The sequence below is a fragment of the Lysobacter sp. HA35 genome (genome assembly GCF_054061195.1).
In genome coordinates, this window is record NZ_JBSSDY010000001.1 from 200,902 (window position 1) to 221,317 (window position 20,416).

The following is a 20,416-nucleotide window of genomic DNA, read 5'->3' on the forward strand; positions in this document are numbered from 1 at the left end:
TTCCCTTATGGAGGCTCCATGAAGAAGCGAATCCTCGCCCTTTCGATCCTGGCCACGATGGCCATCCCCGCATTCGCGCAGGTGTCGGTGCCGCCGGTGTCCGTCCCGGCAACCCCGGTCACGACGCCGACCGTCCCGACCACCACCGGCTCCGCGACGGGTGGCGTCACCGGTTCGGTGACCGACTCCACCACGCTCCCCGCCGGCAAGGCGCGCAGCAGCGCGGTCCACACCGCGAAGACCACCGCCCGCAAGGCGGGTGACAAGGTCGGCCCGGCCGTCAGCGACGCGGCGCATGCGCCGATCAACGCGACCACCGGCGCCGGCGTCGATGGCAGCGTGACCGCCGGCACCTCGGGCGTCGACTCGTCGGGTTCGGTGTCGGGCAACGTCGCCGCCTCGACCGCGGGCACGTCCGCCACGGGTTCGACCGGTGCGACCGCCGGCGCGACCGCGCCGGCGCTGCCGGTCGCCGGCGCCACCAACGCCGCGACCAATGCCGTCAACGCCGTCTCCGGCAACGCCAACGCCGCAACGCACTCGGCCGTCACCGCCGGCAAGACGGCGACCTCGACCGCCACCACGGCGACCGACGACGCGCTCGCCGGCACCGGCCAGATGACGGACGACGCGCAGGTCAGCGCCGACGCCAAGGCCGATGCGAAGGCCGAGGCGGATGCGCGCAAGGCCAAGCGCGACGCGCACAAGCGCAAGTAATCGTTCGCGGCTGATCCAACCAGCGCCCCGGCTAGTCCGGGGCGCTTCTTTTGTGCATGGCGCGCAGGTCGATTCGCGGGACGCGCGTCACGCCTGTAAACTACGACTTTCCAGCGCACCCCACGCCCATGACTTCCGCAAGCCATGTAACGCCGCTCGTGTTCGTCACCGGCGGCGTGGTGTCCTCGCTCGGCAAGGGCATCGCGGCGGCATCGCTCGCGGCCATCCTCGAATCGCGCGGCCTGCGCGTCACGATGATGAAGCTCGATCCGTACATCAACGTCGATCCGGGCACCATGAGCCCGTTCCAGCACGGCGAGGTGTACGTCACCGACGACGGCGCCGAAACCGACCTCGACCTCGGCCATTACGAGCGTTACGTCCGCACGCGGCTGTCGCGCAAGAACTCGATCACCACCGGCCGCATCTACGAGTCGGTGATCCGCAAGGAACGGCGCGGCGACTACCTCGGCGGCACCGTGCAGGTCATTCCGCACATCACCGACGAGATCAAGCGCTGCATCGTCGACGCCACCGACGGCTACGACATCGGCATGGTGGAAGTCGGCGGCACGGTAGGTGACATCGAATCGCTGCCGTTCCTCGAGGCGATCCGCCAGCTGCGCAGCGAGCGCGGCCCCGAATCCACGTTGTTCATGCACCTCACGCTGGTGCCGTGGATCGCGGCGGCCGGCGAGCTAAAGACCAAGCCGACGCAGCACTCCGTCAAGGAACTGCGCTCGATCGGTATCCAGCCCGACATCCTGCTCTGCCGCAGCGAACAACCGCTGCCGGATTCCGATCGTCGCAAGATCGCGCTGTTCACCAACGTGCCCGAGCGCGCGGTGATCTCGGCCGTCGACCTCGACAACATCTACAAGCTGCCGCGCTTCTTCCACGAGCAGGGCCTGGACGACATCGTCATCCGTCGCCTCGGCCTGCAGGCCGGTCCGGCCGATCTGTCGGAATGGGATGCGGTGCTGGATGCCAGCGAACATCCGGTCGACGAAGTCACGATCGGCGTGGTTGGCAAGTACGTCGATCATCAGGACGCATACAAGTCCGTCGCCGAAGCCCTCAAGCACGGCGGCCTGCGCCAACGCACGCGCGTCAACTTGAAGTGGCTCGAATCTAGCGATGTCGAGAAGCAGGGCGTGTCCGCGCTCGATGGCGTCGACGGCATCCTCGTGCCCGGCGGCTTCGGTGATCGCGGTTTCGAAGGCAAGGTTGCGACGTCGAAGTTCGCACGCGAACATGGCATTCCGTACTTCGGCATCTGCTACGGCATGCAGGCCGCGGTGGTCGACTACGCGCGCAATGTCTGTGGCCTCGACGGCGCGAACAGCACCGAGAACGACAAGGCGACGCCGCATCCGGTCATCGGCCTGATCACCGAATGGCGCACGCAGACGGGCGACGTCGAGCGTCGCAGCGAAGCCAGCGACCTCGGCGGCACCATGCGCCTGGGGCTGCAGGACCAGCGCCTCAAGCCCGGCACGCTCGCGCGCGAAACCTACGGCCGCGACGTCGTCGGCGAACGCCATCGACATCGCTACGAGTTCAACAACCGCTACCGCACGCAGCTCGAGGACGCGGGTCTCGTCGTGTCCGGCAAATCGATGGACGACCTACTCGTCGAGATGGTCGAACTCAAGCGCGACGCGCATCCGTGGTTCCTCGCCTGCCAGGCGCATCCCGAATTCCTGTCGACCCCGCGCGACGGACATCCGCTTTTCATCGGCTTCATCCGTGCCGCGCGCGAACACAAGGCGCAGGCGGGTGGTCGATTGCTGAAGGAAGTGCGCAACTGATGCGTGCTGCGCCTTCGTCGTCTCGAGTGATGCGCGAACCGCGCGTCGCCTCGCTTTGGAGTACCCCATGAAACTCTGCGGATTCGAGGTCGGCCTCGACAAGCCGTTCTTCCTGATCGCCGGCCCCTGCGTGATCGAGTCGATGGAGCTCCAGATGGAGACCGCCGGCAAGCTCAAGGAAATCACGACCGAACTCGGCATTCCCTTCATCTTCAAGTCGAGCTTCGACAAGGCGAATCGCACCTCGCTCAACGGCTTTCGTGGTCCGGGCGTCGAGGAAGGTTTGAAGGTGCTGTCGGAAGTGAAGCGCCAGCTCGGCCTGCCGGTATTGACCGACGTGCACGAGTACACGCCGATCGACGAAGTCGCGAGCGTGGTCGACGTGCTGCAGACGCCGGCCTTCCTCGTGCGCCAGACCGACTTCATCACCAAGGTCTGCAGCGCCGGCAAGCCGGTCAACATCAAGAAGGGCCAGTTCCTCGCACCGTGGGACATGAAGCCGGTCGTCGAGAAAGCGAAGTCGACCGGCAACAACGACATCATGGTCTGCGAGCGCGGCGCGAGCTTCGGTTACAAACAACCTCGTGAGCGACATGCGCTCGCTCGCGGTGATGCGCGAAACCGGTTGCCCGGTCGTGTTCGACGCGACGCATTCGGTGCAGCTGCCGGGTGGGCAGGGCTCGTCGAGTGGCGGCCAGCGCCAGCACGTGCCGGTGCTTGCGCGCGCGGCGATCGCAGTCGGCATCGACGGCATCTTCATGGAAACGCATCCCGATCCGTCGAAGGCGTTGTCCGACGGCCCGAACGCTTGGCCGCTGCCGAAGATGCGCGCGCTTCTCGAAACGCTGAAGGCGCTCGACGAAGTGACCAAGCGCAACGGCTTCCTCGAATCCACTGTCTAAGGACGACGTTCCAACGATGACCACGATCGCCAAGATCCACGCCCGCGAAATCCTCGACAGCCGCGGCAATCCCACGCTCGAAGCGGAAGTCACGCTCGCCGACGGCAGCTTCGGCCGCGCGATGGTGCCGTCGGGCGCGTCCACCGGCACGAAGGAAGCCGTGGAGCTGCGCGACGGCGACAAGACGCGCTACCTCGGCAAGGGCGTCACGCACGCGGTTGCGAACGTCAACACGACAATCGCGCAGGCGCTTGTCGGTTTCGACGCGAACGACCAGGCCGGCCTCGATCGTCGACTGATCGATCTCGACGGCACCGACAACAAGGGACGTCTTGGCGCGAACGCGCTGCTCGGCGTTTCGATGGCGAATGCGCACGTGGTCGCGGCGTCGAAGAAGATGCCGCTGTGGCAGCACCTCGCGAACGGTCGCGACGTGTCGCTGCCGGTGCCGATGATGAACATCATCAACGGCGGTGCGCATGCCGACAACAATGTCGACCTGCAGGAATTCATGGTGTTGCCGGTCGGCTTCGACAGCTTCCGCGAAGCGCTGCGTGCCGGCACCGAGATCTTCCACGCGCTCAAGAGTGTGCTGAAGGGTCGTGGCCTGAGCACGGCGGTCGGTGACGAAGGCGGCTTCGCGCCGGACCTTCGCAGCAACGAGGAAGCGCTGGAAACCATCCTCGAAGCGATCGGCAAGGCCGGTTATCGCGCGGGTGAGGATGTGCTGCTCGGTCTCGACGTCGCGTCCAGCGAGTTTTTCGAGAACGGCAAGTACAACCTCACTGGCGAGGGCAAGCGCCTGACCAGCGAGCAGTTCGTCGACTTCCTCGCCGACTGGACGCAGCGCTACCCGATCATCACGATCGAAGATGGCATGGGCGAGCACGACTGGGCCGGCTGGAAGCTGCTCACCGAGCGCGTCGGCAACAAGGTGCAGCTGGTCGGCGACGACCTGTTCGTCACCAATCCGAAGATCTTCCGCGAAGGCATCGACCAGAACGTCGCGAACGCGATCCTGATCAAGGTCAACCAGATCGGCACGCTGACCGAAACGCTGGAAGCCATCGCGATGGCGGATGCCGCCCGCTATGCGGCAATCGTGTCGCACCGTTCGGGCGAAACCGAGGACACGACGATCGCCGACATCGCGGTCGCGACGACGGCGACGCAGATCAAGACCGGCTCGCTCTGCCGCAGCGATCGCGTCGCCAAGTACAACCAGCTGCTGCGCATCGAAGAGCAGCTCGGCAGCGCCGCGCGTTACGCCGGCCGCGACGCGTTCGTCTCGCTGGCGCGCTGACCGATGGCGCGAACGCGCTACGGCCTGCTGATCCTGATCGGCCTGCTGGCGATGCTGCTGGCAGTGCTGCAGGTGCGGCTGTGGCGCGGTGAAGGCGGGCGTGAAGCGGTCGGTACGCTGCAGCTGCAGGTCGACGCGCTCGCACACGACAACGGCGGTCTGCAGCAGCGCAATGCCGCGCTGGCCGCTGAAGTCGAAGACCTGAAGTCGGGCGAGGCCGCGGTCGAGGATCGCGCTCGCAGCGAGCTCGGCATGATCAAGCCCGGCGAAGTGTTCTATCGCGTGGTCGAGAACACGCGGCCCGTGCAGAAGCCGGCCGACGCGCCGGCCGCGCCCGCGACGCCATGACGCGCATCTGGGCCGTCGTGCCCGCCGCCGGCACCGGCAGCCGTTTCGGTGGCGAGGTTCCCAAGCAATACCTCGACGTCGCGGGCAAGCCGCTGATCGCGCATGCGCTGGATGCATTGCTGCGTCATCCGCGCGTCGAAGGCGCGATGGCCGCGATCGCGGAAGACGACCCGCACTGGCCGGGCTGGGCTTCGCTGCACGGCAAGCCGGTGCTGACCTGCACCGGACGTGCTGATCGCGCCGGGTCCGTGCTCGCGGCGCTGGACGCGCTGGCGGCGCACCTTGATTACGACGACAGTGTCTTGGTGCTCGTGCACGACGCGGCGCGTCCGAACCTGGACGCAGCGGATCTCGAGCGTCTCATCACCGCCGCGTCCGACAGCGACGACGGCGCGCTGCTCGCCGCCCCGGTACGCGATACGCTGAAGCGCACCGACAGCCACGGATGCAGCGCGGGAACCGAGCCACGCGAGCGGTTGTGGCGCGCGTTCACACCACAGGCGGCGCGCCTGCACGTATTGCGCGATGCCCTCGTCGCGGCGCACGCCGCACGCGTCAATGTCACGGATGAATCAATGGCGCTCGAACTCGCGGGCTGTCGGCCGCGTCTGGTCGAGGGACGCGAGGACAACATCAAAGTGACGACGCGCGCGGATCTTGCGCTCGTCGAATTCCTGCTGTCGCGCCGGTCGAGCGAGGTCAATGCATGACGGTCCGTATCGGACAGGGTTTCGACGTGCACGCCTTCGGTGATGGTGACCACGTGATGCTCGGCGGCGTGCGTGTTCCGCATTCGCACGGGGTCGTGGCGCACTCGGATGGCGACGTCGTGCTGCACGCGCTGTGCGACGCGATTCTCGGCGCGCTCGCGCTCGGCGACATCGGTCGCCATTTCCCGCCGAGCGATCCGACATGGCGTGACGCCGACAGCCGCACTTTCGTGCGTCACTGCGTCGCGCTCGCTGCGGACCGCGGCTTTCGCGTCGTCAACATCGATGCCACCGTGATGGCGGAGCGCCCGAAAGTCGGGCCGCATGCGCAGGCCATGCGCGCATGCATCGCGCAGGATCTCGGCGTCGACATTGACGCGGTCAGCGTCAAGGCAACCACCACCGAGCGACTGGGCTTCGCCGGGCGCGAAGAAGGCATCGCTGCGATGGCGGTCTGCCTGCTCGAGTCGCTGGCATGACGACATCGCTGCCGCGTGCGCACGGCGATGCCGTGCTGACCGCCACGTTCCGTGCGCGCCCGGAGGATTTCGTCGTCGAGGAGATCGCGGGTTTCGAACCGACGGGTACGGGCGAGCACCTACTGCTCGAGATCGAGAAGCGCGGGATGAACACCGCGTTCGCCGCGCGACGCATCGCCGAGTGGGCGGGCGTCAAGGACGTCGCGATCGGCTATGCGGGCCTCAAGGATCGACACGCGGTGACGCGACAGCGCTTCACCGTGCATCTGCCGGGTCGTGAATCGCCCGACATCGCGACGCTCGAAAACGATTCCCTGCGCGTCCTGTCGTCCACGCGGCACGCGCGCAAGCTGCCGCGCGGTGCGCTCGCCGGCAATCGTTTCGTCATCACCCTGCGCGATGTCGAGGGCGATGCCGCGGCGATCGATGCGCGCCTCGAAGCGATCGCGGCACGCGGCGTACCGAACTACTTCGGCGAGCAGCGTTTCGGTCGCGCCGGCGACAACGTCGAGCAGGCGCTCGCGATGTTCGCGGGGCGTCGCGTGCGTCGCGAGGAACGCAGCCTGTTGCTGTCGGCTGCGCGTTCGGAGCTGTTCAATCGCGTGCTTGCAGAACGCGTTCGTCGCGGCTGCTGGGACACTCCACTCGACGGTGAGGTATGGATGCTCGACGGCCGCCGCAGCGTGTTCGGCCCCGAGCCATTCAACGACGCACTCGCGCAGCGGCTCGCCGAGTTCGACATCCATCCGACCGGGCCGCTGTGGGGCCGCGGCGAATTGCGCAGCGCAGGCGACTGTCGGGAGCTGGAAGGAGCCTGCATGGCCGTGGACAACGGTCCGGCGCTGCAGGCCGGGCTCGAACGGGCAGGGCTCGAGCAGGAACGTCGCGCGTTGCGATTGCGGCCGTCGGCGCTGACGTGGCTTCGTCCGGATAAAACGTCACTGGAGCTCACGTTCGGCCTGCCGCCGGGCGCTTATGCGACCTGCGTTCTGGAAGCGTTGGGCGACGTGCGATCGACGGCCGGGCGGCTGGACTGACCGTTCGTCGAACGGCCCGCGAATCGCGCGAAACGCATTCAGTGGCGGGCGTATAAGGAAGTCGACGCCCGCCATGGGGGCGGATGTCGATCGACGTCCGAAGGAGGGTTTATGTCCGCAATGCGTTCCGCATTCCTGGTCGTTCTCCTCGCAGGCGCTGCCACTGGCTGCGCGAGCATGCACGATTCGTCTTCAACCACGTATGTAGCGCCGCGCGCCTCCAGCTCTGTTCTGGGGCAGCAGGACGGCGAGTTCATCGCGCGGATCAATCAGCAGGCTGTCGCACGCGGGATCCATGTGGAGTGGGTGAATCCGCCACTGAAGCACGCAGCTACGAAGACTCCGCGCTAACGCTTCGCCAGCAACACCACGACCGCGCCCGTCCCGCCTTGTGCGGGCGGCGCGGAATGGAAGCCCAGCACGTCCGCGCGGTGTCTAAGCACGCGGTCGACGAGATTCTTGAGCACCGGCGCGCCGCTGCTGTCGAGTTCGTCCGCACCGCGGCCCTTGCCGTGGATCACGCGCACGCAGCCGATGCCATGACGCCGCGCATCCGCAAGGAATTCGCGCAGCAGTGACTGCGCCTGGCGCGCATCCAGGCCGTGCAGGTCGATCTCTTCCTGCGCGGACAGCTCGCCGCGCTTGAGCCGCTGGAAGGTGTGCGGCGGCAGGCGCTCGGTGCGATGACTGAGCACGTCGCCCGCGCCCAGCAGCTGCTCGTCCAACGCCAACCTGAACTCGGTCGCTGCCGCGGCTTCGTCGCGTTCGGCCATGCGCGCGCGCGGCTTCGGCTTCGGTGCCGCGGGCGGCAGCGGTTGGGCATCGACCGGGCGCACGGGTCCCACGGCCTGCCGGAACAGTTCGAGGTCCTCGTCGCGCGGATCGTTGTCGCCCATGCGGCCAGCGTAACGGGACGGCGTGCGCATCGTTGCGACAGCGTCTTCATTGCGCGAATGGGCGCCCTGATCGTTCGGCTATCATGAGTGCCCGCCGTCGCCGGCGGTTCCTCCACACCGGCGCAACGACCCCGAATGCGAGTTCTTGTCAGTAACGACGACGGCGTCGACGCGCCGGGCATCCGCGTCCTCGCGGACCACCTGCGCGCCGCCGGCCATAGCGTCATCACCGTCGCGCCCGACCGCGACCGCTCCGGCGCGAGCAATTCCCTGACCCTCGACATGCCCGTGCGCGTGGTGCAGCGGGACAACGAGACGTTCCGCGTGTTCGGCACGCCGACCGACTGCGTGCACGTCGCGCTGACCGGCATGCTCGACGAGGAGCCGGACATCGTGGTGTCAGGCATCAACAACACCGCGAACCTCGGCGACGACGTCATCTATTCCGGCACCGTCGCCGCGGCGATGGAAGGCCGCTTCCTCGGGTTGCCGGCGATCGCCGTGTCGCTGGCGACCGTCGACCACGTCGGGCGTCATTACGAGACAGCCGCCCGTGCGGCGGTCGAGTTGGTCGCGCGTCTGGCGGTGGATCCGTTGCCTGCCGACACCATCCTTAACGTCAACGTGCCCGACGTGCCGTGGGACGAACTCGCGGGCTTCGAAGTCGGGCGCCTCGGTAACCGCCATCGCGCCGAAGCCTGCGTCTCGCAGGTCGATCCGCGCGGCCGCCAGTGGTACTGGATCGGCGCCGCCGGCCCCGAGCAGGACGCCGGCCCCGGCACCGATTTCCATGCGATCCGCCGAGGCTGCGTTTCGATCACGCCGATCCACGTCGACCTGACGCGCTTCCAGGCGCTGGAGCAGGTCGCCGGCTGGGTGGGTGGTCTCGCCGACACGCTGCGCCTGCGGACGGAGTCCTGACGGTGCGCATGCATCTCAAACCCGAGGCGACGGGCAGCGGGCTCACCTCGCAGCGCGTGCGTGACCGCTTGGTTGAACGCCTGCGCGCGAACGGCATCGTCGACGAACGCGTGCTCAATGCGATCCGCACGGTGCCGCGCCACCTGTTCGTCGACGAAGTGCTTGCGACGCGTGCGTACGAGGACACCGCGCTGCCGATCGGTCACGGGCAGACCATCTCGCAGCCATGGGTCGTCGCGCGGATGACCGAAGCGCTCATCGAAACGAACCCGAAGAAGGTGCTGGAGATCGGCACCGGTTCCGGCTATCAGGCTGCGGTGCTCGCGGCGCTGGGTCTCGAAGTGCACACGGTGGAGCGCATCGGCGAACTGCTGCGCATCGCGCGCAAGCGCCTTCGCCAGCTCGGCCTGACAGTCCGAACGAAGCATGACGACGGTCGCATCGGCTGGCCCGAGAACGCGCCGTTCGATGCCATCCTCGTGACCGCTGGCGCACCCGCGCTGGTCGATGCGTTGAAAGCGCAGCTGGTTCCGGGCGGCACGCTGATCGCGCCGGTCGGCCCGGCGAACGCGCAGTCGCTGGTGCGTATCCGCCAGCGCGAAGACGGCACGTTCGACGAGCAGGTGCTGGCGCCGGTCGTGTTCGTGCCGCTGCTGTCGGGCATCGTGGATTGAGACGGAGAACCGCTTGAAGCTTTTCGCCCCGCTGTACGACCGCGCGATCGGATGGGCCCGTCATAAACATGCGGTGCGTTACCTCGCAGCGTTGAGTTTCTTCGAGGCGATCATCTTTCCCGTCATGCCCGAAGTGATGCTGGCGCCGATGTGCGTCGCCGAGCCGCGTCGCGCATTCCGCTACGCGGGGTTGAGCCTCGCGTTCTCGCTGCTCGGCTCGCTCGTCGGCTACGCGCTGGGTCATTACGCGTTCGAAGCGATCAAACCGTTGTTCGCCGCGATGGGCATGCTTCCGGCGATCGAATCGGGCATCCACACGGTGCAAGCGAAAGTCGCCGAATCGCCGTGGGCGGTATTTACGTTCCTCGTGCTGGGCGGTTTCATGCCGATCCCGATGAAGATCTTCACCTGGGCGTCGGGCATCGTCGGCGTACCGATGCTGCAATTCATCCTTGCGATGGCGATCGGGCGAGGCAAGCGCGTGTTCCTGGTCGCCGCGGTGATCCGCGTAGGCGGCGAGCGTGCGGAAGCGACGCTGCGTCGCTACATCGAACCGATCGGCTGGGTGGCGATGGTGCTCGTCGCGGTCGGCATCGGCGTGCTGGTCTGGAGGGCGCACGGCGCATGAATCGTCTTGGCATTCGTTCCCTGATGGCGATGAGCGCTGTTGCGCTGATCGCCGGTTGCTCGAGCACGGTGGTGCGCGAGTCGTCCGGGTCGCGCACGTCGAGTGCACCGCACGTGTCGACGGGGAAGCCCGGCGGGACCACGATCGTGCAGCGCGGCGAGACGCTTTATTCGATCGCCACGCGCAACGGCATCAGCGTGCTCGACCTCGCGTCGTGGAATGCATTGCCGCCGCCGTACACGATTTATCCAGGCCAGCGTTTGCGCCTGTATCCGGGCGGCACCCGCGCGCCGTCGGTTCCAACGCCAGCGCCCTCGCGCGGCACGACCGCACATACGCCGACCACGCCACCGCCGGTTGTGCATGACACGCGTCCGGTGCCGCCGCCCGTCGTGGTCGCGCCACCTGCGAGCGGGTTCGCATGGAAATGGCCGGCGGATGGATCGCTCGTCGGTCGCTTCGTGCCCGGCGAGCCGACGAAGCAGGGCGTCGACATCGGCGGCAGCGAAGGCGCACCGGTGCGTGCTGCAGCGGATGGCACCGTCGTGTATTCCGGCGCCGGGCTGGTCGGTTATGGCGAGCTGGTGATCATCAAGCACAACGAACAATGGCTGTCCGCGTACGGACACAACCGGCGTCGACTGGTGAACGAAGGTCAGCTGGTGAAGGCGGGCGACGCGATCGCCGAAATGGGCCACAGCGGCGCACCGCGCGACATGCTGCACTTCGAGATCCGCTACACCGGCAAGCCGGTCGATCCGCTGCTGTACCTGCCGGCGCGCTGATCGATCGTTCGGCGCCTACGTCGGCGCGAGCGCGAATCAGCTGCCCAGAATGAATCCCGCGACGACGCGCCGGCCTTCGCCCGCCAGCACGCTGTAGGTGCGCGCCGCGGCATCGTTCCCCATCACTTCGAAGCCGACGCCCGCCTGCAGGCAGGCGGCCTGCGTCGCCGCCGGCGCGAACGCCTGACGGCCACCGCTGCCGATCACGATGACGTCCGGCTTCAGCGCGAGCAGCGGTTCCAGCAGCTCAGGCGTCAATAGCCCGACCGCGACCACCGGCCATTCCTCGATCAGCGTGTCGGGCGAGACGGCGAAGCTCGTCGTCAGGCGCCGGTCGTTGACCAGCGCCGAGCTGCCGTCGGCGCTGCGCAGCACGTAAGCGTGTTCAGGGGTTTCGAGCGTCAATTGCATGCCGGCTCCTCGTTACGACGAGTGTCGACGCGCCGCCGTCGGGGCGGCGTCAGGCGCGGGGAAGGACGATCTGCCGCTTTTCCTGGCTCTGGCGGAAGAGCACGGCGGTATGGCCGATGCGCTGAACCAGTGCGGCGCCGGCGCTGTCGGCGAGCGCGTCGATCAATGCATCGCGCGCCTCGCGATCCTCGGCGGCGACCTTCACCTTGATCAGCTCGTGGTCCTCGAGCGCCTGCGCGACTTCGGCGATGACCGCGGGCGTCACGCCCTTGCCTCCGACCTGCAACATCGCCTTGAGGCCGTGGGCCTGCCCGCGGAGAAAACGGATCTGGGCATTCGTAAGGCGGGGCGCGGTCAAGCGGAGGTACCGGGAGCGTGGGGAGGCGCAGGGTATCATGCGGCCTTGCGCCGCCTTTTCCGGCGCGTGCACACGACGATGCCGACGCGCAGCAAGTCCAGCCAACGCTGGCTCAAGGAACATTTCTCCGACCCGTACGTGAAGAAAGCGAAGGCCGAGGGCCTGCGCTCGCGTGCCGCGTACAAGCTCGAGGAGCTCGTCGAGCGTGACCGCCTGCTCAAACCCGGCATGGTCGTCGTCGACCTCGGCGCCGCGCCCGGTGGCTGGTCGCAGTGGGTCCGCCAGGCGATGGGCGACAAGGGCCGCGTGATCGCGCTCGACATCCTCGAGATGCCCACGCTGGCCGGCGTCGAATTCCTGCTGGGCGACTTCCGCGAAGACGAAGTCCTCGCCCGGCTCGAAGCCTCGCTCAACGGACTGCCGGTAGACCTTGTGCTGTCGGACATGGCCCCCAACATGAGCGGTATGGACGCGGTGGATCTGCCGCGTTCCATGCACCTGGCGGAGCTCGCCATGGATTTCGCCGACCGGCACCTGCGTGTCGGCGGCAACTTCCTGATCAAGCTGTTCCAGGGCGTGGGGTTCGACGAATACGTGAAGGAGCTGCGGCGGCGCTACGACAAGGTCGTGATCCGCAAGCCGGCAGCGTCGCGCAAACGGTCGCCGGAGGTCTATGCGCTCGCGCAGGGTCGACGATCGGAGATGAAGTAAGGTGGCTCGAGGCCGTTAATGGCCGAAGGCAGGCGCCGCGGAAACGTGGCGATGCGATCGCGGTGCAGCAAGCGGCCGTTGTCGATCCGGGTCCGATGTGATCCGTGCTTGAAGGCGCGTACAGGATGTGCGTGCTTCAATGACACACAAGGTATGAAGATGAACGACTTGGCCAAGAATCTTTTGCTGTGGGTGGTGGTCGCCGTCGTATTGATGGTGGTCTTCCAGGCCTTCGGGCCGCGCAGCGCGCAGACGGAAACGCTGGCCTACGACCAGTTCATCCAGCAGGTGCAGTCCGACCGCGTCCAGAAGGTGCAGATCGCCGAGGACCGCACGACGATCGCCGGCGAGCGCAAGGACGGCACGAAATTCGTGACCTACGCGCCCGAAGACAGCGGCCTGATGTACGACCTGCTGCACCACCGCGTGTCCGTCGCCCAGCAGCCGCCGCAGAACGGCCCGTCGATGTGGGCGATCCTGCTCAACTTCCTTCCCATCCTGCTGATCGTCGGCGCGTGGATTTTCGTCATGCGGCAGATGCAGCAGGGCGGCAGCAAGGGTGCGATGAGCTTCGGTAAATCGCGCGCGAAGATGCAGGGCGAGGACCAGGTCAAGGTCACGCTGGCGGACGTCGCCGGTTGCGACGAGGCCAAGCAGGAAGTCGGCGAACTCGTCGAGTTCCTGCGCGATCCCACGCGCTTCCAGAAGCTCGGCGGCAAGATTCCGCGCGGCGTGCTGATGGTCGGCCCGCCGGGTACCGGCAAGACGCTACTCGCACGCGCCATTGCCGGTGAAGCCAAGGTGCCGTTCTTCTCGATCTCCGGTTCGGACTTCGTCGAGATGTTCGTCGGCGTCGGCGCGAGCCGCGTGCGCGACATGTTCGACCAGGCGAAGAAGCACGCGCCCTGCATCATCTTCATCGACGAAATCGATGCGGTCGGTCGTCATCGCGGCGCCGGTCTCGGCGGCGGTCATGACGAACGCGAGCAGACGCTCAACCAGCTGCTCGTCGAGATGGACGGTTTCGAAGGCGGCGAAGGCGTGATCGTGATCGCCGCGACGAATCGTCCCGACGTGCTGGATCCCGCGCTGCTGCGCCCGGGCCGTTTCGACCGTCAGGTGACGGTCGGCCTGCCGGACGTGCGCGGTCGCGACCAGATTCTGAAAGTGCACATGAAGAAGCTGCCGCTCGGCGACGACGTCGACGCGATGGTGGTGGCACGCGGCACGCCGGGCTTCTCGGGCGCCGACCTCGCGAACCTCTGCAACGAGGCCGCGCTGTTCGCCGCGCGCGACAACGCCAAGCAGGTGCACATGGAGCACTTCGACAAGGCGCGCGACAAGATCCTGATGGGCGCCGAGCGCCGCTCGATGGCGATGAGCCTCGAGGAAAAGACCAACACCGCGTACCACGAAGCGGGCCACGCGATCGTCGGTCGCCTCGTGCCGGAACACGATCCCGTCTACAAGGTGACGATCATTCCGCGCGGCCGCGCCCTCGGCGTGACCATGTACCTGCCCGAAGGCGACCGCTACAGCTACAACCGCACGATCATCGAGTCGCAGCTGTGCTCGCTGTACGGCGGCCGCGTCGCCGAAGAGCTGATCTTCGGTGCGGGCAAGGTCACCACTGGTGCGTCGAACGACATCGAGCGCGCGACGAAGATGGCCCGCAACATGGTCACCAAGTGGGGCCTGTCGGAACTCGGCCCGATCACGTTCGGCGAGGAAGAGGACGAGGTGTTCCTCGGTCGCTCGGTCACGCAGCACAAGAACGTGTCCGACGAGACCGCTCGCAAGATCGACGAAGTGGTGCGCGGCATCCTCGACAATGCCTACGCCCGTTCGGTGAAGATCCTCACCGACAACGTCGACAAGCTGCACGCGATGGCGAAGGCGCTGCTCGAGTACGAGACCATCGACGCGACGCAGATCGACGCAATCATGGAAGGCCGCGATCCACCGCCGCCGTCCGGGTGGGGCCGTGGCGGCCCGGCGAACGAGGAGCCCAAGCGCCTCACGCTCGGCGGCCCCCAGCCCACCGGCACCTGATCCGCGTTGCCAGCGACACCCGAAAAGGCCAGAGTCCGCTCTGGCCTTTTTTGTTGGGTGACGCATGAAGCAGTCGGGTCGGATGGGCGCCTTTCTCGCCATTGGTATCGCCGTCGGCGTGGGGATCGGTGTGGCGATGCACCAGGTCGCCATGGGCGTGGCGCTCGGCGTCGCGTTCGGTGTGGTGCTGAGTCGTATCGCGGCACGCCGGGGCCAGCCCTGATGTTCGACATCGCGCCGTCACTCGACTGCGGCGGCCGTCGCCTCGTGCTCGATCGGCCGCGCGTGATGGGCATCGTCAACGTCACGCCGGATTCGTTTTCGGATGGCGGTCAGCATTTCGATCTCGAAGCCGCGGTCGCGCACGGGCGGAAGCTGGTCGACGAAGGCGCGGACCTGCTCGACATCGGCGGCGAATCGACGCGTCCCGGTGCGGATGAAGTGGATGCGGACGAAGAGATCCGCCGCGTCGTGCCCGTCATCGAACGGCTCGTGCGCGAGACCGGTGTGCCCGTCGGCGTCGACACATCGAAGCCCGAGGTGATGCGCGCGGCCGTCGCCGCGGGCGCGGGTTTGATCAACGACGTGTATGCATTGCGGCGCGAAGGCGCGCTCGATACCGCGGCGTCGTTGGGCGTGCCCGTCGTGCTGATGCACATGCTCGGCGAGCCGCGTTCGATGCAGGACGATCCGCGCTATGACGACGTCGTCGCGGACGTGCATCGTTTTCTCGCAGAACGCATTTTCGCCGCGGAAATGTCGGGCATCGACAAGAAGCGCATCGTCGTCGATCCCGGCTTCGGCTTCGGCAAGATGCGCGATCACAACCTGCATCTGCTCGCGAATTTCGACCGCTTCACCGATCTCGGCGTTCCGGTGCTGGCCGGCCTCTCGCGCAAGCGCACGATCGGTGACATCACGGGTCGCGACAAACCTGCGGAACGAATTTTCGGTTCCGTCGCCGCGCACCTGATCGCGGTGCAACACGGCGCGCGCATCGTGCGCACGCATGACGTCGCTGCGACCGTCGATGCGATCAAGGTGTGGAGCGCGGTGGACTCGCAGCCACGACCGAAGGCACGTAGCGCGGCACCGACGATCCGCTGGCCGGACGAGGATTGAGGCGACGATCCCGTCGTCCACGCACGTCGCGAGACTGCGCAGCGACTGTCCGCGCCGGACATCCGCGCGCGACATCGACACCGACGAGATCGCTTCTTCGTATTGACTTTCGGCACCACGCAACATCGCGCCGAACGGGCGCGACGCCGCTTACCCACACATGCTGTGGATAACCTGCGGGAGTCGATTGTGGATAAGCATGCGAAGCCGCATGGCGTCGGGGCTGCGCCCCACCATGGCGAAATTTTGACCGCGGCGGCGGGCGCATCGCATCGCGGTCGCGCTTGCTCCACACTTCGGCGATCGTTCGCCGCCCCGAGGCATGCATGTCGACCTGGCTCCGTCGCAAGGACATCGATCGCATCACCGTGCACGAGGAGGGGCGTCGCCTCGTCCGGACGCTGAGCTGGCCGCACCTGGTCGCGCTCGGCATCGGCGCGATCGTCGGCACCGGCATCTACACGCTGGTCGGTGTCGCGGCGAATCTCGCCGGCCCGGCGGTGCTGCTGTCGTTCGTGGTCGCCGGCGTGGTCTGCGCCTGCGCCGCGCTCGCGTACGCCGAGATGGCGACGATGATGCCGGCCGCCGGCAGCGCCTATACGTACAGCTATGCGGTGCTGGGCGAGAGCATCGCCTGGGTCGTCGGCTGGAGCCTGATCCTCGAGTACTCGCTGGTGGTAAGCGCGGTGGCGGTCGGGTGGTCCGGCTCCGTCGTCGAGTTCCTGCGCGGGCTCGGCGTCGCGCTGCCGCAGGCATTGATCGCCGGGCCGCACGCGGGCGGCATCGTGAATCTTCCGGCGGTGCTGATCGTGTTCGTCGTCGCCGGCCTGCTGATGGTCGGCACGCGCGAAAGCGCGACGCTCAACGCTATCCTGGTCGCGGTGAAAGTCGTCGCGCTCGGCGTGTTCGTCGCGATCGCGATGCCGCATTTCGACGCGAGCAACCTGCATCCATTCATGCCGTACGGCTTCGAGAAGTCGGCGGGGCCGGATGGCGTCGAACGCGGCGTGATGGCTGCGGCCGCGATCATCTTCTTCGCGTTCTATGGTTTCGACGCCATCTCGACGGCCGCGGAAGAAGCGAAGAATCCGGGACGCGACCTGTCGATCGGCATCGTCGGTTCGATGATCGGCTGCACCGTGATCTACCTGCTCGTCGCGGTGGCCGCAGTCGGCGCGATGCACTACACGGTGTTCGCGCAGAGCCCGGCGCCGCTGGCGCTGATCATGCGCGAACTGGGGCAGGGCGCTGCGGCGAAGATCGTCGCGGGTGCGGCGGTGGTTGCGCTGCCGACGGTGCTGCTCGCGTTCTTCTACGGGCAGAGCCGCATCTTCTTCGTCATGTCGCGCGACGGTCTGTTTCCGCGCGCGCTGTCGAAGGTCAATCCGCGCACCGGCACGCCAGTTGCGATCACGTTGTTCACCGCGGTGATCGTCGCGGCGCTTGCGGGCATCGCGCGACTGGACGAGATCGCTGCGCTCGCGAATGCCGGCACGCTCGCTGCGTTCGTCGCGGTCGCGACCTGCCTGCTGGTGTTGCGACGCCGCGATCCGCAGCGCCCGCGTGTATTCCGCACGCCGGCGGCGTGGCTCGTCGGGCCGGTCGCGATCCTCGGCTGCCTGTATCTGTTCTACAGCCTGCCGCATCGCACGCAGTACTGGTTCCTGATCTGGAACGCGATCGGCGTGGTCGTGTACCTGCTGTTCGGTCGACGCGGCAGCGTGCTGGCGCGCGGCGAACACGCCTGACGTCGCGACGTCGTCGATGGCCGACCCGCGCCCGCTCGCAATCGCATTGATGGGCCCGACCGCGTCGGGCAAGACCGCGCTCGCGGTCGAGTGGGCGCAGCGGTTGGGCGGCGAAGTGGTGAGCGTCGATTCGGCGCTCGTGTATCGCGGGCTCGACATCGGCGCGGCGAAACCCACTGCGGAGGAACGCGGCGGCGTCGCGCATCACCTCGTCGACGTGCGCGAGCCGTGGCAGCCGTATTCGGCGGCGGAGTTCGCGACGGATGCGCTCGCAGCCGTCGAGGACATCCTCGCGCGCGGTCGGCTGCCGATCCTCGCGGGCGGCACCGGTCTGTACTTCCACGCGCTGCTTCGTGGCCTTGCGCCGATGCCGGAAGCCGATGCCGACGTCCGCGCGACGCTCGAAACCGAAGCCGCCGAGCGCGGCTGGGCGATGCTGCACGCCGAACTCGCGACGGTCGACCCCGAAGCGGCGTCGCGCATCCACGTGACCGACGCGCAGCGCATCCAGCGCGCGCTCGAGGTCTGGCGCATCAGCGGCCGCACGATTTCCGACTGGCGCCGCGAACGGCCCGCGCATCGTTTTCCGTGTCGCGTGCTGAAGCTCGTTGTCGCACCGCCGTCGCGCGAGGTGCTGCACGACCGCATCGCGCGTCGCTTCGACGCCATGCTCGACGCCGGCTTCCTCGACGAAGTCCGCCGCCTTCGCGCCTTGCCGGAACTCGCCACGCACCCGCGTCCGCTCGACCTGCCGGCCATGCGCGCGGTCGGCTATCGCCAGGCTTGGGAACACCTCGACGGCCAGTTCGACGCGGCGACGCTGCGCGACCGCGGCGTCTTCGCCACGCGCCAGCTCGCGAAGCGGCAGCTCACCTGGCTGCGCGGCGAGCTCGACGCGCTGTGGGGCGACCCGCTGGCTGGCCGCGCCCGGCTCGACCGACTCGTGACGGACTTCGTCGAACGGCGCTGATCGTCGCGTTCGTCCACGCCGTCGCCACGGGAAATCAGCCACTTTGCGATACCATCGGGCCGTCGCTGCCGTGGGGACAACCGCGGCGACACGGCCTGCATCAGCGGGCCGCCCAATAACAACAAGAGCAAAAGGTGGGGAACAGCAATGTCGAAGGGGCAATCTCTCCAGGACCCGTTCCTGAACGCACTGCGCCGCGAGCGCGTGCCGGTGTCGGTGTACCTGGTCAACGGCATCAAGCTGCAGGGGACCATCGAGTCCTTCGACCAGTTCGTGGTGCTGCTGCGCAATACCGTGAGCCAGATGGTCTACAAGCACGCCATTTCGACCGTGGTGCCGGCCCGCAATGTGCGCGTGGGCCCGGGCGGCGGCTACGTGCAGCCGGGCGATGGCGACGTGTCGTCGGAGCCGGTATCGGAATGACCGAACTGCGGTTGGAGGTGCGGAGTGTTTGAACGCTCACGCGGGGGCGAGAACGCGCTGCTGATCCAGCCGCATGCCGGCCCGCTCGACGAGGCGGTGCTGGAGGAGTTCCAGGAACTCGCGCGGTCGGCCGGGGCGACCGTCGCCACGGTGCTGACCGCGCGCATCGATCGCCCGAACGCGGCGACGCTGATCGGCAGCGGCAAGCTCGAGGAAGTGCTCGCCGCGGCGGAAGCCAGCGGCGCCGACCTGATCCTCGTCAACCATTCGTTGTCGCCGGGCCAGGAACGCAATCTCGAGAAGCTGCTCAAGCGTCGCGTGGTCGACCGCACCGGGCTGATCCTTGACATCTTCGCCCAGCGCGCGCGCAGCCACGAAGGCAAGTTGCAGGTCGAACTCGCGCAGCTGCGGCACATGGCCACGCGCCTCGTGCGCGGCTGGACGCACCTGGAGCGCCAGCGCGGTGGTTCGATCGGCCTGCGCGGCCCGGGTGAAACGCAGCTGGAAACCGACCGCCGCCTGCTGCAGAAGCGGCTCGAACAATTGTCCAAGAAGCTCGACAAGGTCGAAGTGCAGCGCACGCAGATGCGCCGCGCGCGCACCAAGGGCGAGCTGCCCCGCGTCGCGCTGGTCGGCTACACCAACGCCGGCAAGTCGACGCTGTTCAATTCATTGACCGGTGCGGAGGCCTACGCCGCCGACCAGCTGTTCGCGACGCTGGATCCGACCGTGCGTCGCATCGATGTCGCCGGTGGCGGCGTCGTGCTGGCGGACACCGTCGGCTTCGTGCGCGACCTGCCGCACGACCTCGTCGCCGCCTTCCGCTCGACGCTGTCCGAAGCGCGCGAAGCCGACCTTCTGCTGCACGTCATCGACGCCGCCGACCCGCTGCGCACCGATCGCATCGCGCAGGTCGACGCCGTGCTCAAGGACATCGGCGCCAGCGACATCCCGCAGCTGCTGGTGTTTAACAAGATCGACCGGCTCGAGGACATGGCGCCGCGTTACGACCGCTTCGTCGAGGAACGCCCGCGCGTGTGGTTGTCGGCGCGCGACGGTACCGGCCTCGACCTGCTGGGCGAAGCGCTCGGCCAGATGCTCGGGCTCGAACGCGTTACCGGGCGCATCCACCTGCCCAGCGCATCGGCGCGCCTTCGTGGCCGCCTGTACGAACTGGGTGCGATCCGCGCCGAGCGCATCGAGGACGACGGCTGGTCGCTGGACGTCGACCTTCCGCAGGTCGATGCGCGCCGAATCGCCGACAGCGCGGGCGGTCATCCGCTGGCGCCGCTGCTGCCGCCGCCGACGGACGCCTCGCCCCTTGGTTGAGGCGGCCGGACCCCCCACCTAGAATCCGAACATCCCCGCGCCGGCAGTTGCCGCCCGCGAAGGCGCGATCGACGCGCCCGC

The 20,416-nt window shown here is 67.6% G+C and carries 22 protein-coding genes and 1 pseudogene; 20 read left to right on the forward strand and 3 right to left on the reverse strand.

The window, feature by feature from the left end:
• The first annotated feature begins 18 nt into the window (after window positions 1-18).
• The 8 genes and pseudogenes from ACVWZN_RS01085 to truD all read left to right on the forward strand — a co-directional run bounded on the left by ACVWZN_RS01085 (window position 19) and on the right by truD (window position 7,307).
• Window positions 19-717 carry a hypothetical protein gene (locus ACVWZN_RS01085; protein ID WP_456952258.1) on the forward strand — a complete coding sequence of 233 codons (699 nt, stop codon included), beginning with the start codon at window positions 19-21 and terminating at the stop codon, window positions 715-717.
• 128 nt (window positions 718-845) lie between these two features.
• A complete protein-coding gene (locus ACVWZN_RS01090; protein WP_456952259.1) occupies window positions 846-2,528 on the forward strand; it encodes a CTP synthase in 1,683 nt (560 codons plus the stop codon).
• A 67-nt stretch (window positions 2,529-2,595) separates the two neighbouring features.
• Window positions 2,596-3,430: pseudogene (gene kdsA / locus ACVWZN_RS01095) on the forward strand (3-deoxy-8-phosphooctulonate synthase).
• A 16-nt stretch (window positions 3,431-3,446) separates the two neighbouring features.
• On the forward strand, window positions 3,447-4,733 hold the full coding sequence (gene eno, locus ACVWZN_RS01100; protein WP_456952260.1) for a phosphopyruvate hydratase: 1,287 nt from the start codon (window positions 3,447-3,449) through the stop codon (window positions 4,731-4,733).
• Window positions 4,734-4,736: 3 nt separating this feature from the next.
• Window positions 4,737-5,081 (forward strand): cell division protein FtsB, encoded by a 345-nt coding sequence (ftsB, locus tag ACVWZN_RS01105; RefSeq protein WP_456952261.1) that lies wholly within the window; start codon window positions 4,737-4,739, stop codon window positions 5,079-5,081.
• Entirely contained in the window at window positions 5,078-5,791 is a 714-nt protein-coding gene (gene ispD, locus ACVWZN_RS01110; protein WP_456952262.1) for a 2-C-methyl-D-erythritol 4-phosphate cytidylyltransferase, read from the forward strand. Before ftsB ends, ispD begins: the two co-directional genes overlap by 4 nt.
• Window positions 5,788-6,270 carry a 2-C-methyl-D-erythritol 2,4-cyclodiphosphate synthase gene (ispF, locus tag ACVWZN_RS01115; RefSeq protein WP_456952263.1) on the forward strand — a complete coding sequence of 161 codons (483 nt, stop codon included), beginning with the start codon at window positions 5,788-5,790 and terminating at the stop codon, window positions 6,268-6,270. Before ispD ends, ispF begins: the two co-directional genes overlap by 4 nt.
• Window positions 6,267-7,307 carry a tRNA pseudouridine(13) synthase TruD gene (gene truD / locus ACVWZN_RS01120; protein WP_456952264.1) on the forward strand — a complete coding sequence of 347 codons (1,041 nt, stop codon included), beginning with the start codon at window positions 6,267-6,269 and terminating at the stop codon, window positions 7,305-7,307. The genes ispF and truD overlap by 4 nt, the downstream gene beginning before the upstream one ends.
• Before the next feature lie 347 nt (window positions 7,308-7,654).
• Here the strand turns inward: truD and ACVWZN_RS01125 are convergent, their stop codons facing one another.
• The gene (locus ACVWZN_RS01125; protein ID WP_456952265.1) at window positions 7,655-8,203 is read right to left on the reverse strand and encodes a Smr/MutS family protein; all 549 of its coding nucleotides are present in this window, start codon (window positions 8,201-8,203) and stop codon (window positions 7,655-7,657) included.
• Between the two features lie 135 nt (window positions 8,204-8,338).
• On the opposite strand from ACVWZN_RS01125, the gene surE reads away from it, so the two are divergent.
• From surE to ACVWZN_RS01145, 4 genes are read left to right on the forward strand one after another with little or no spacing between them, the layout of a single operon-like run.
• A complete protein-coding gene (gene surE, locus ACVWZN_RS01130) occupies window positions 8,339-9,124 on the forward strand; it encodes a 5'/3'-nucleotidase SurE (protein ID WP_456952266.1) in 786 nt (261 codons plus the stop codon).
• A complete protein-coding gene (locus tag ACVWZN_RS01135; RefSeq protein WP_456954674.1) occupies window positions 9,121-9,798 on the forward strand; it encodes a protein-L-isoaspartate(D-aspartate) O-methyltransferase in 678 nt (225 codons plus the stop codon). The genes surE and ACVWZN_RS01135 overlap by 4 nt, the downstream gene beginning before the upstream one ends.
• 13 nt (window positions 9,799-9,811) lie before the next feature.
• Window positions 9,812-10,426, forward strand: coding sequence for a YqaA family protein (locus tag ACVWZN_RS01140; RefSeq protein ID WP_456952267.1), 615 nt, complete (start codon window positions 9,812-9,814; stop codon window positions 10,424-10,426).
• The gene (locus ACVWZN_RS01145; protein ID WP_456954675.1) at window positions 10,405-11,211 is read left to right on the forward strand and encodes a peptidoglycan DD-metalloendopeptidase family protein; all 807 of its coding nucleotides are present in this window, start codon (window positions 10,405-10,407) and stop codon (window positions 11,209-11,211) included. Before ACVWZN_RS01140 ends, ACVWZN_RS01145 begins: the two co-directional genes overlap by 22 nt.
• Before the next feature lie 36 nt (window positions 11,212-11,247).
• Here the strand turns inward: ACVWZN_RS01145 and ACVWZN_RS01150 are convergent, their stop codons facing one another.
• Together ACVWZN_RS01150 and yhbY are read right to left on the reverse strand one after the other, a co-directional pair.
• On the reverse strand, window positions 11,248-11,622 hold the full coding sequence (locus ACVWZN_RS01150) for an Mth938-like domain-containing protein (protein WP_456952268.1): 375 nt from the start codon (window positions 11,620-11,622) through the stop codon (window positions 11,248-11,250).
• 49 nt (window positions 11,623-11,671) lie between these two features.
• Window positions 11,672-12,019, reverse strand: coding sequence for a ribosome assembly RNA-binding protein YhbY (gene yhbY / locus ACVWZN_RS01155; RefSeq protein WP_051235413.1), 348 nt, complete (start codon window positions 12,017-12,019; stop codon window positions 11,672-11,674).
• Between the two features lie 39 nt (window positions 12,020-12,058).
• Between yhbY and rlmE the strand changes: the two genes are divergently transcribed.
• From rlmE to hflX, 8 genes are all read left to right on the forward strand, one after another.
• Complete coding sequence (rlmE, locus tag ACVWZN_RS01160; protein ID WP_027082527.1) at window positions 12,059-12,691, forward strand: 23S rRNA (uridine(2552)-2'-O)-methyltransferase RlmE; 633 nt, start codon at window positions 12,059-12,061, stop codon at window positions 12,689-12,691.
• Window positions 12,692-12,850: 159 nt separating this feature from the next.
• Window positions 12,851-14,743, forward strand: coding sequence for an ATP-dependent zinc metalloprotease FtsH (gene ftsH / locus ACVWZN_RS01165; protein ID WP_036142282.1), 1,893 nt, complete (start codon window positions 12,851-12,853; stop codon window positions 14,741-14,743).
• 64 nt (window positions 14,744-14,807) lie between these two features.
• Window positions 14,808-14,966, forward strand: a complete 159-nt coding sequence (locus ACVWZN_RS01170) for a hypothetical protein (protein ID WP_456952269.1) — start codon at window positions 14,808-14,810, stop codon at window positions 14,964-14,966.
• On the forward strand, window positions 14,966-15,865 hold the full coding sequence (gene folP, locus ACVWZN_RS01175) for a dihydropteroate synthase (RefSeq protein WP_456952270.1): 900 nt from the start codon (window positions 14,966-14,968) through the stop codon (window positions 15,863-15,865). The genes ACVWZN_RS01170 and folP overlap by 1 nt, the downstream gene beginning before the upstream one ends.
• Window positions 15,866-16,191: 326 nt before the next feature.
• The gene (locus ACVWZN_RS01180; RefSeq protein WP_456952271.1) at window positions 16,192-17,613 is read left to right on the forward strand and encodes an amino acid permease; all 1,422 of its coding nucleotides are present in this window, start codon (window positions 16,192-16,194) and stop codon (window positions 17,611-17,613) included.
• 16 nt (window positions 17,614-17,629) lie between these two features.
• Entirely contained in the window at window positions 17,630-18,583 is a 954-nt protein-coding gene (gene miaA, locus ACVWZN_RS01185; RefSeq protein ID WP_456952272.1) for a tRNA (adenosine(37)-N6)-dimethylallyltransferase MiaA, read from the forward strand.
• Between the two features lie 147 nt (window positions 18,584-18,730).
• Complete coding sequence (hfq, locus tag ACVWZN_RS01190; RefSeq protein WP_027082531.1) at window positions 18,731-19,006, forward strand: RNA chaperone Hfq; 276 nt, start codon at window positions 18,731-18,733, stop codon at window positions 19,004-19,006.
• A 24-nt stretch (window positions 19,007-19,030) separates the two neighbouring features.
• Window positions 19,031-20,335 carry a ribosome rescue GTPase HflX gene (gene hflX / locus ACVWZN_RS01195; protein ID WP_456952273.1) on the forward strand — a complete coding sequence of 435 codons (1,305 nt, stop codon included), beginning with the start codon at window positions 19,031-19,033 and terminating at the stop codon, window positions 20,333-20,335.
• Window positions 20,336-20,416 lie beyond the last annotated feature (81 nt).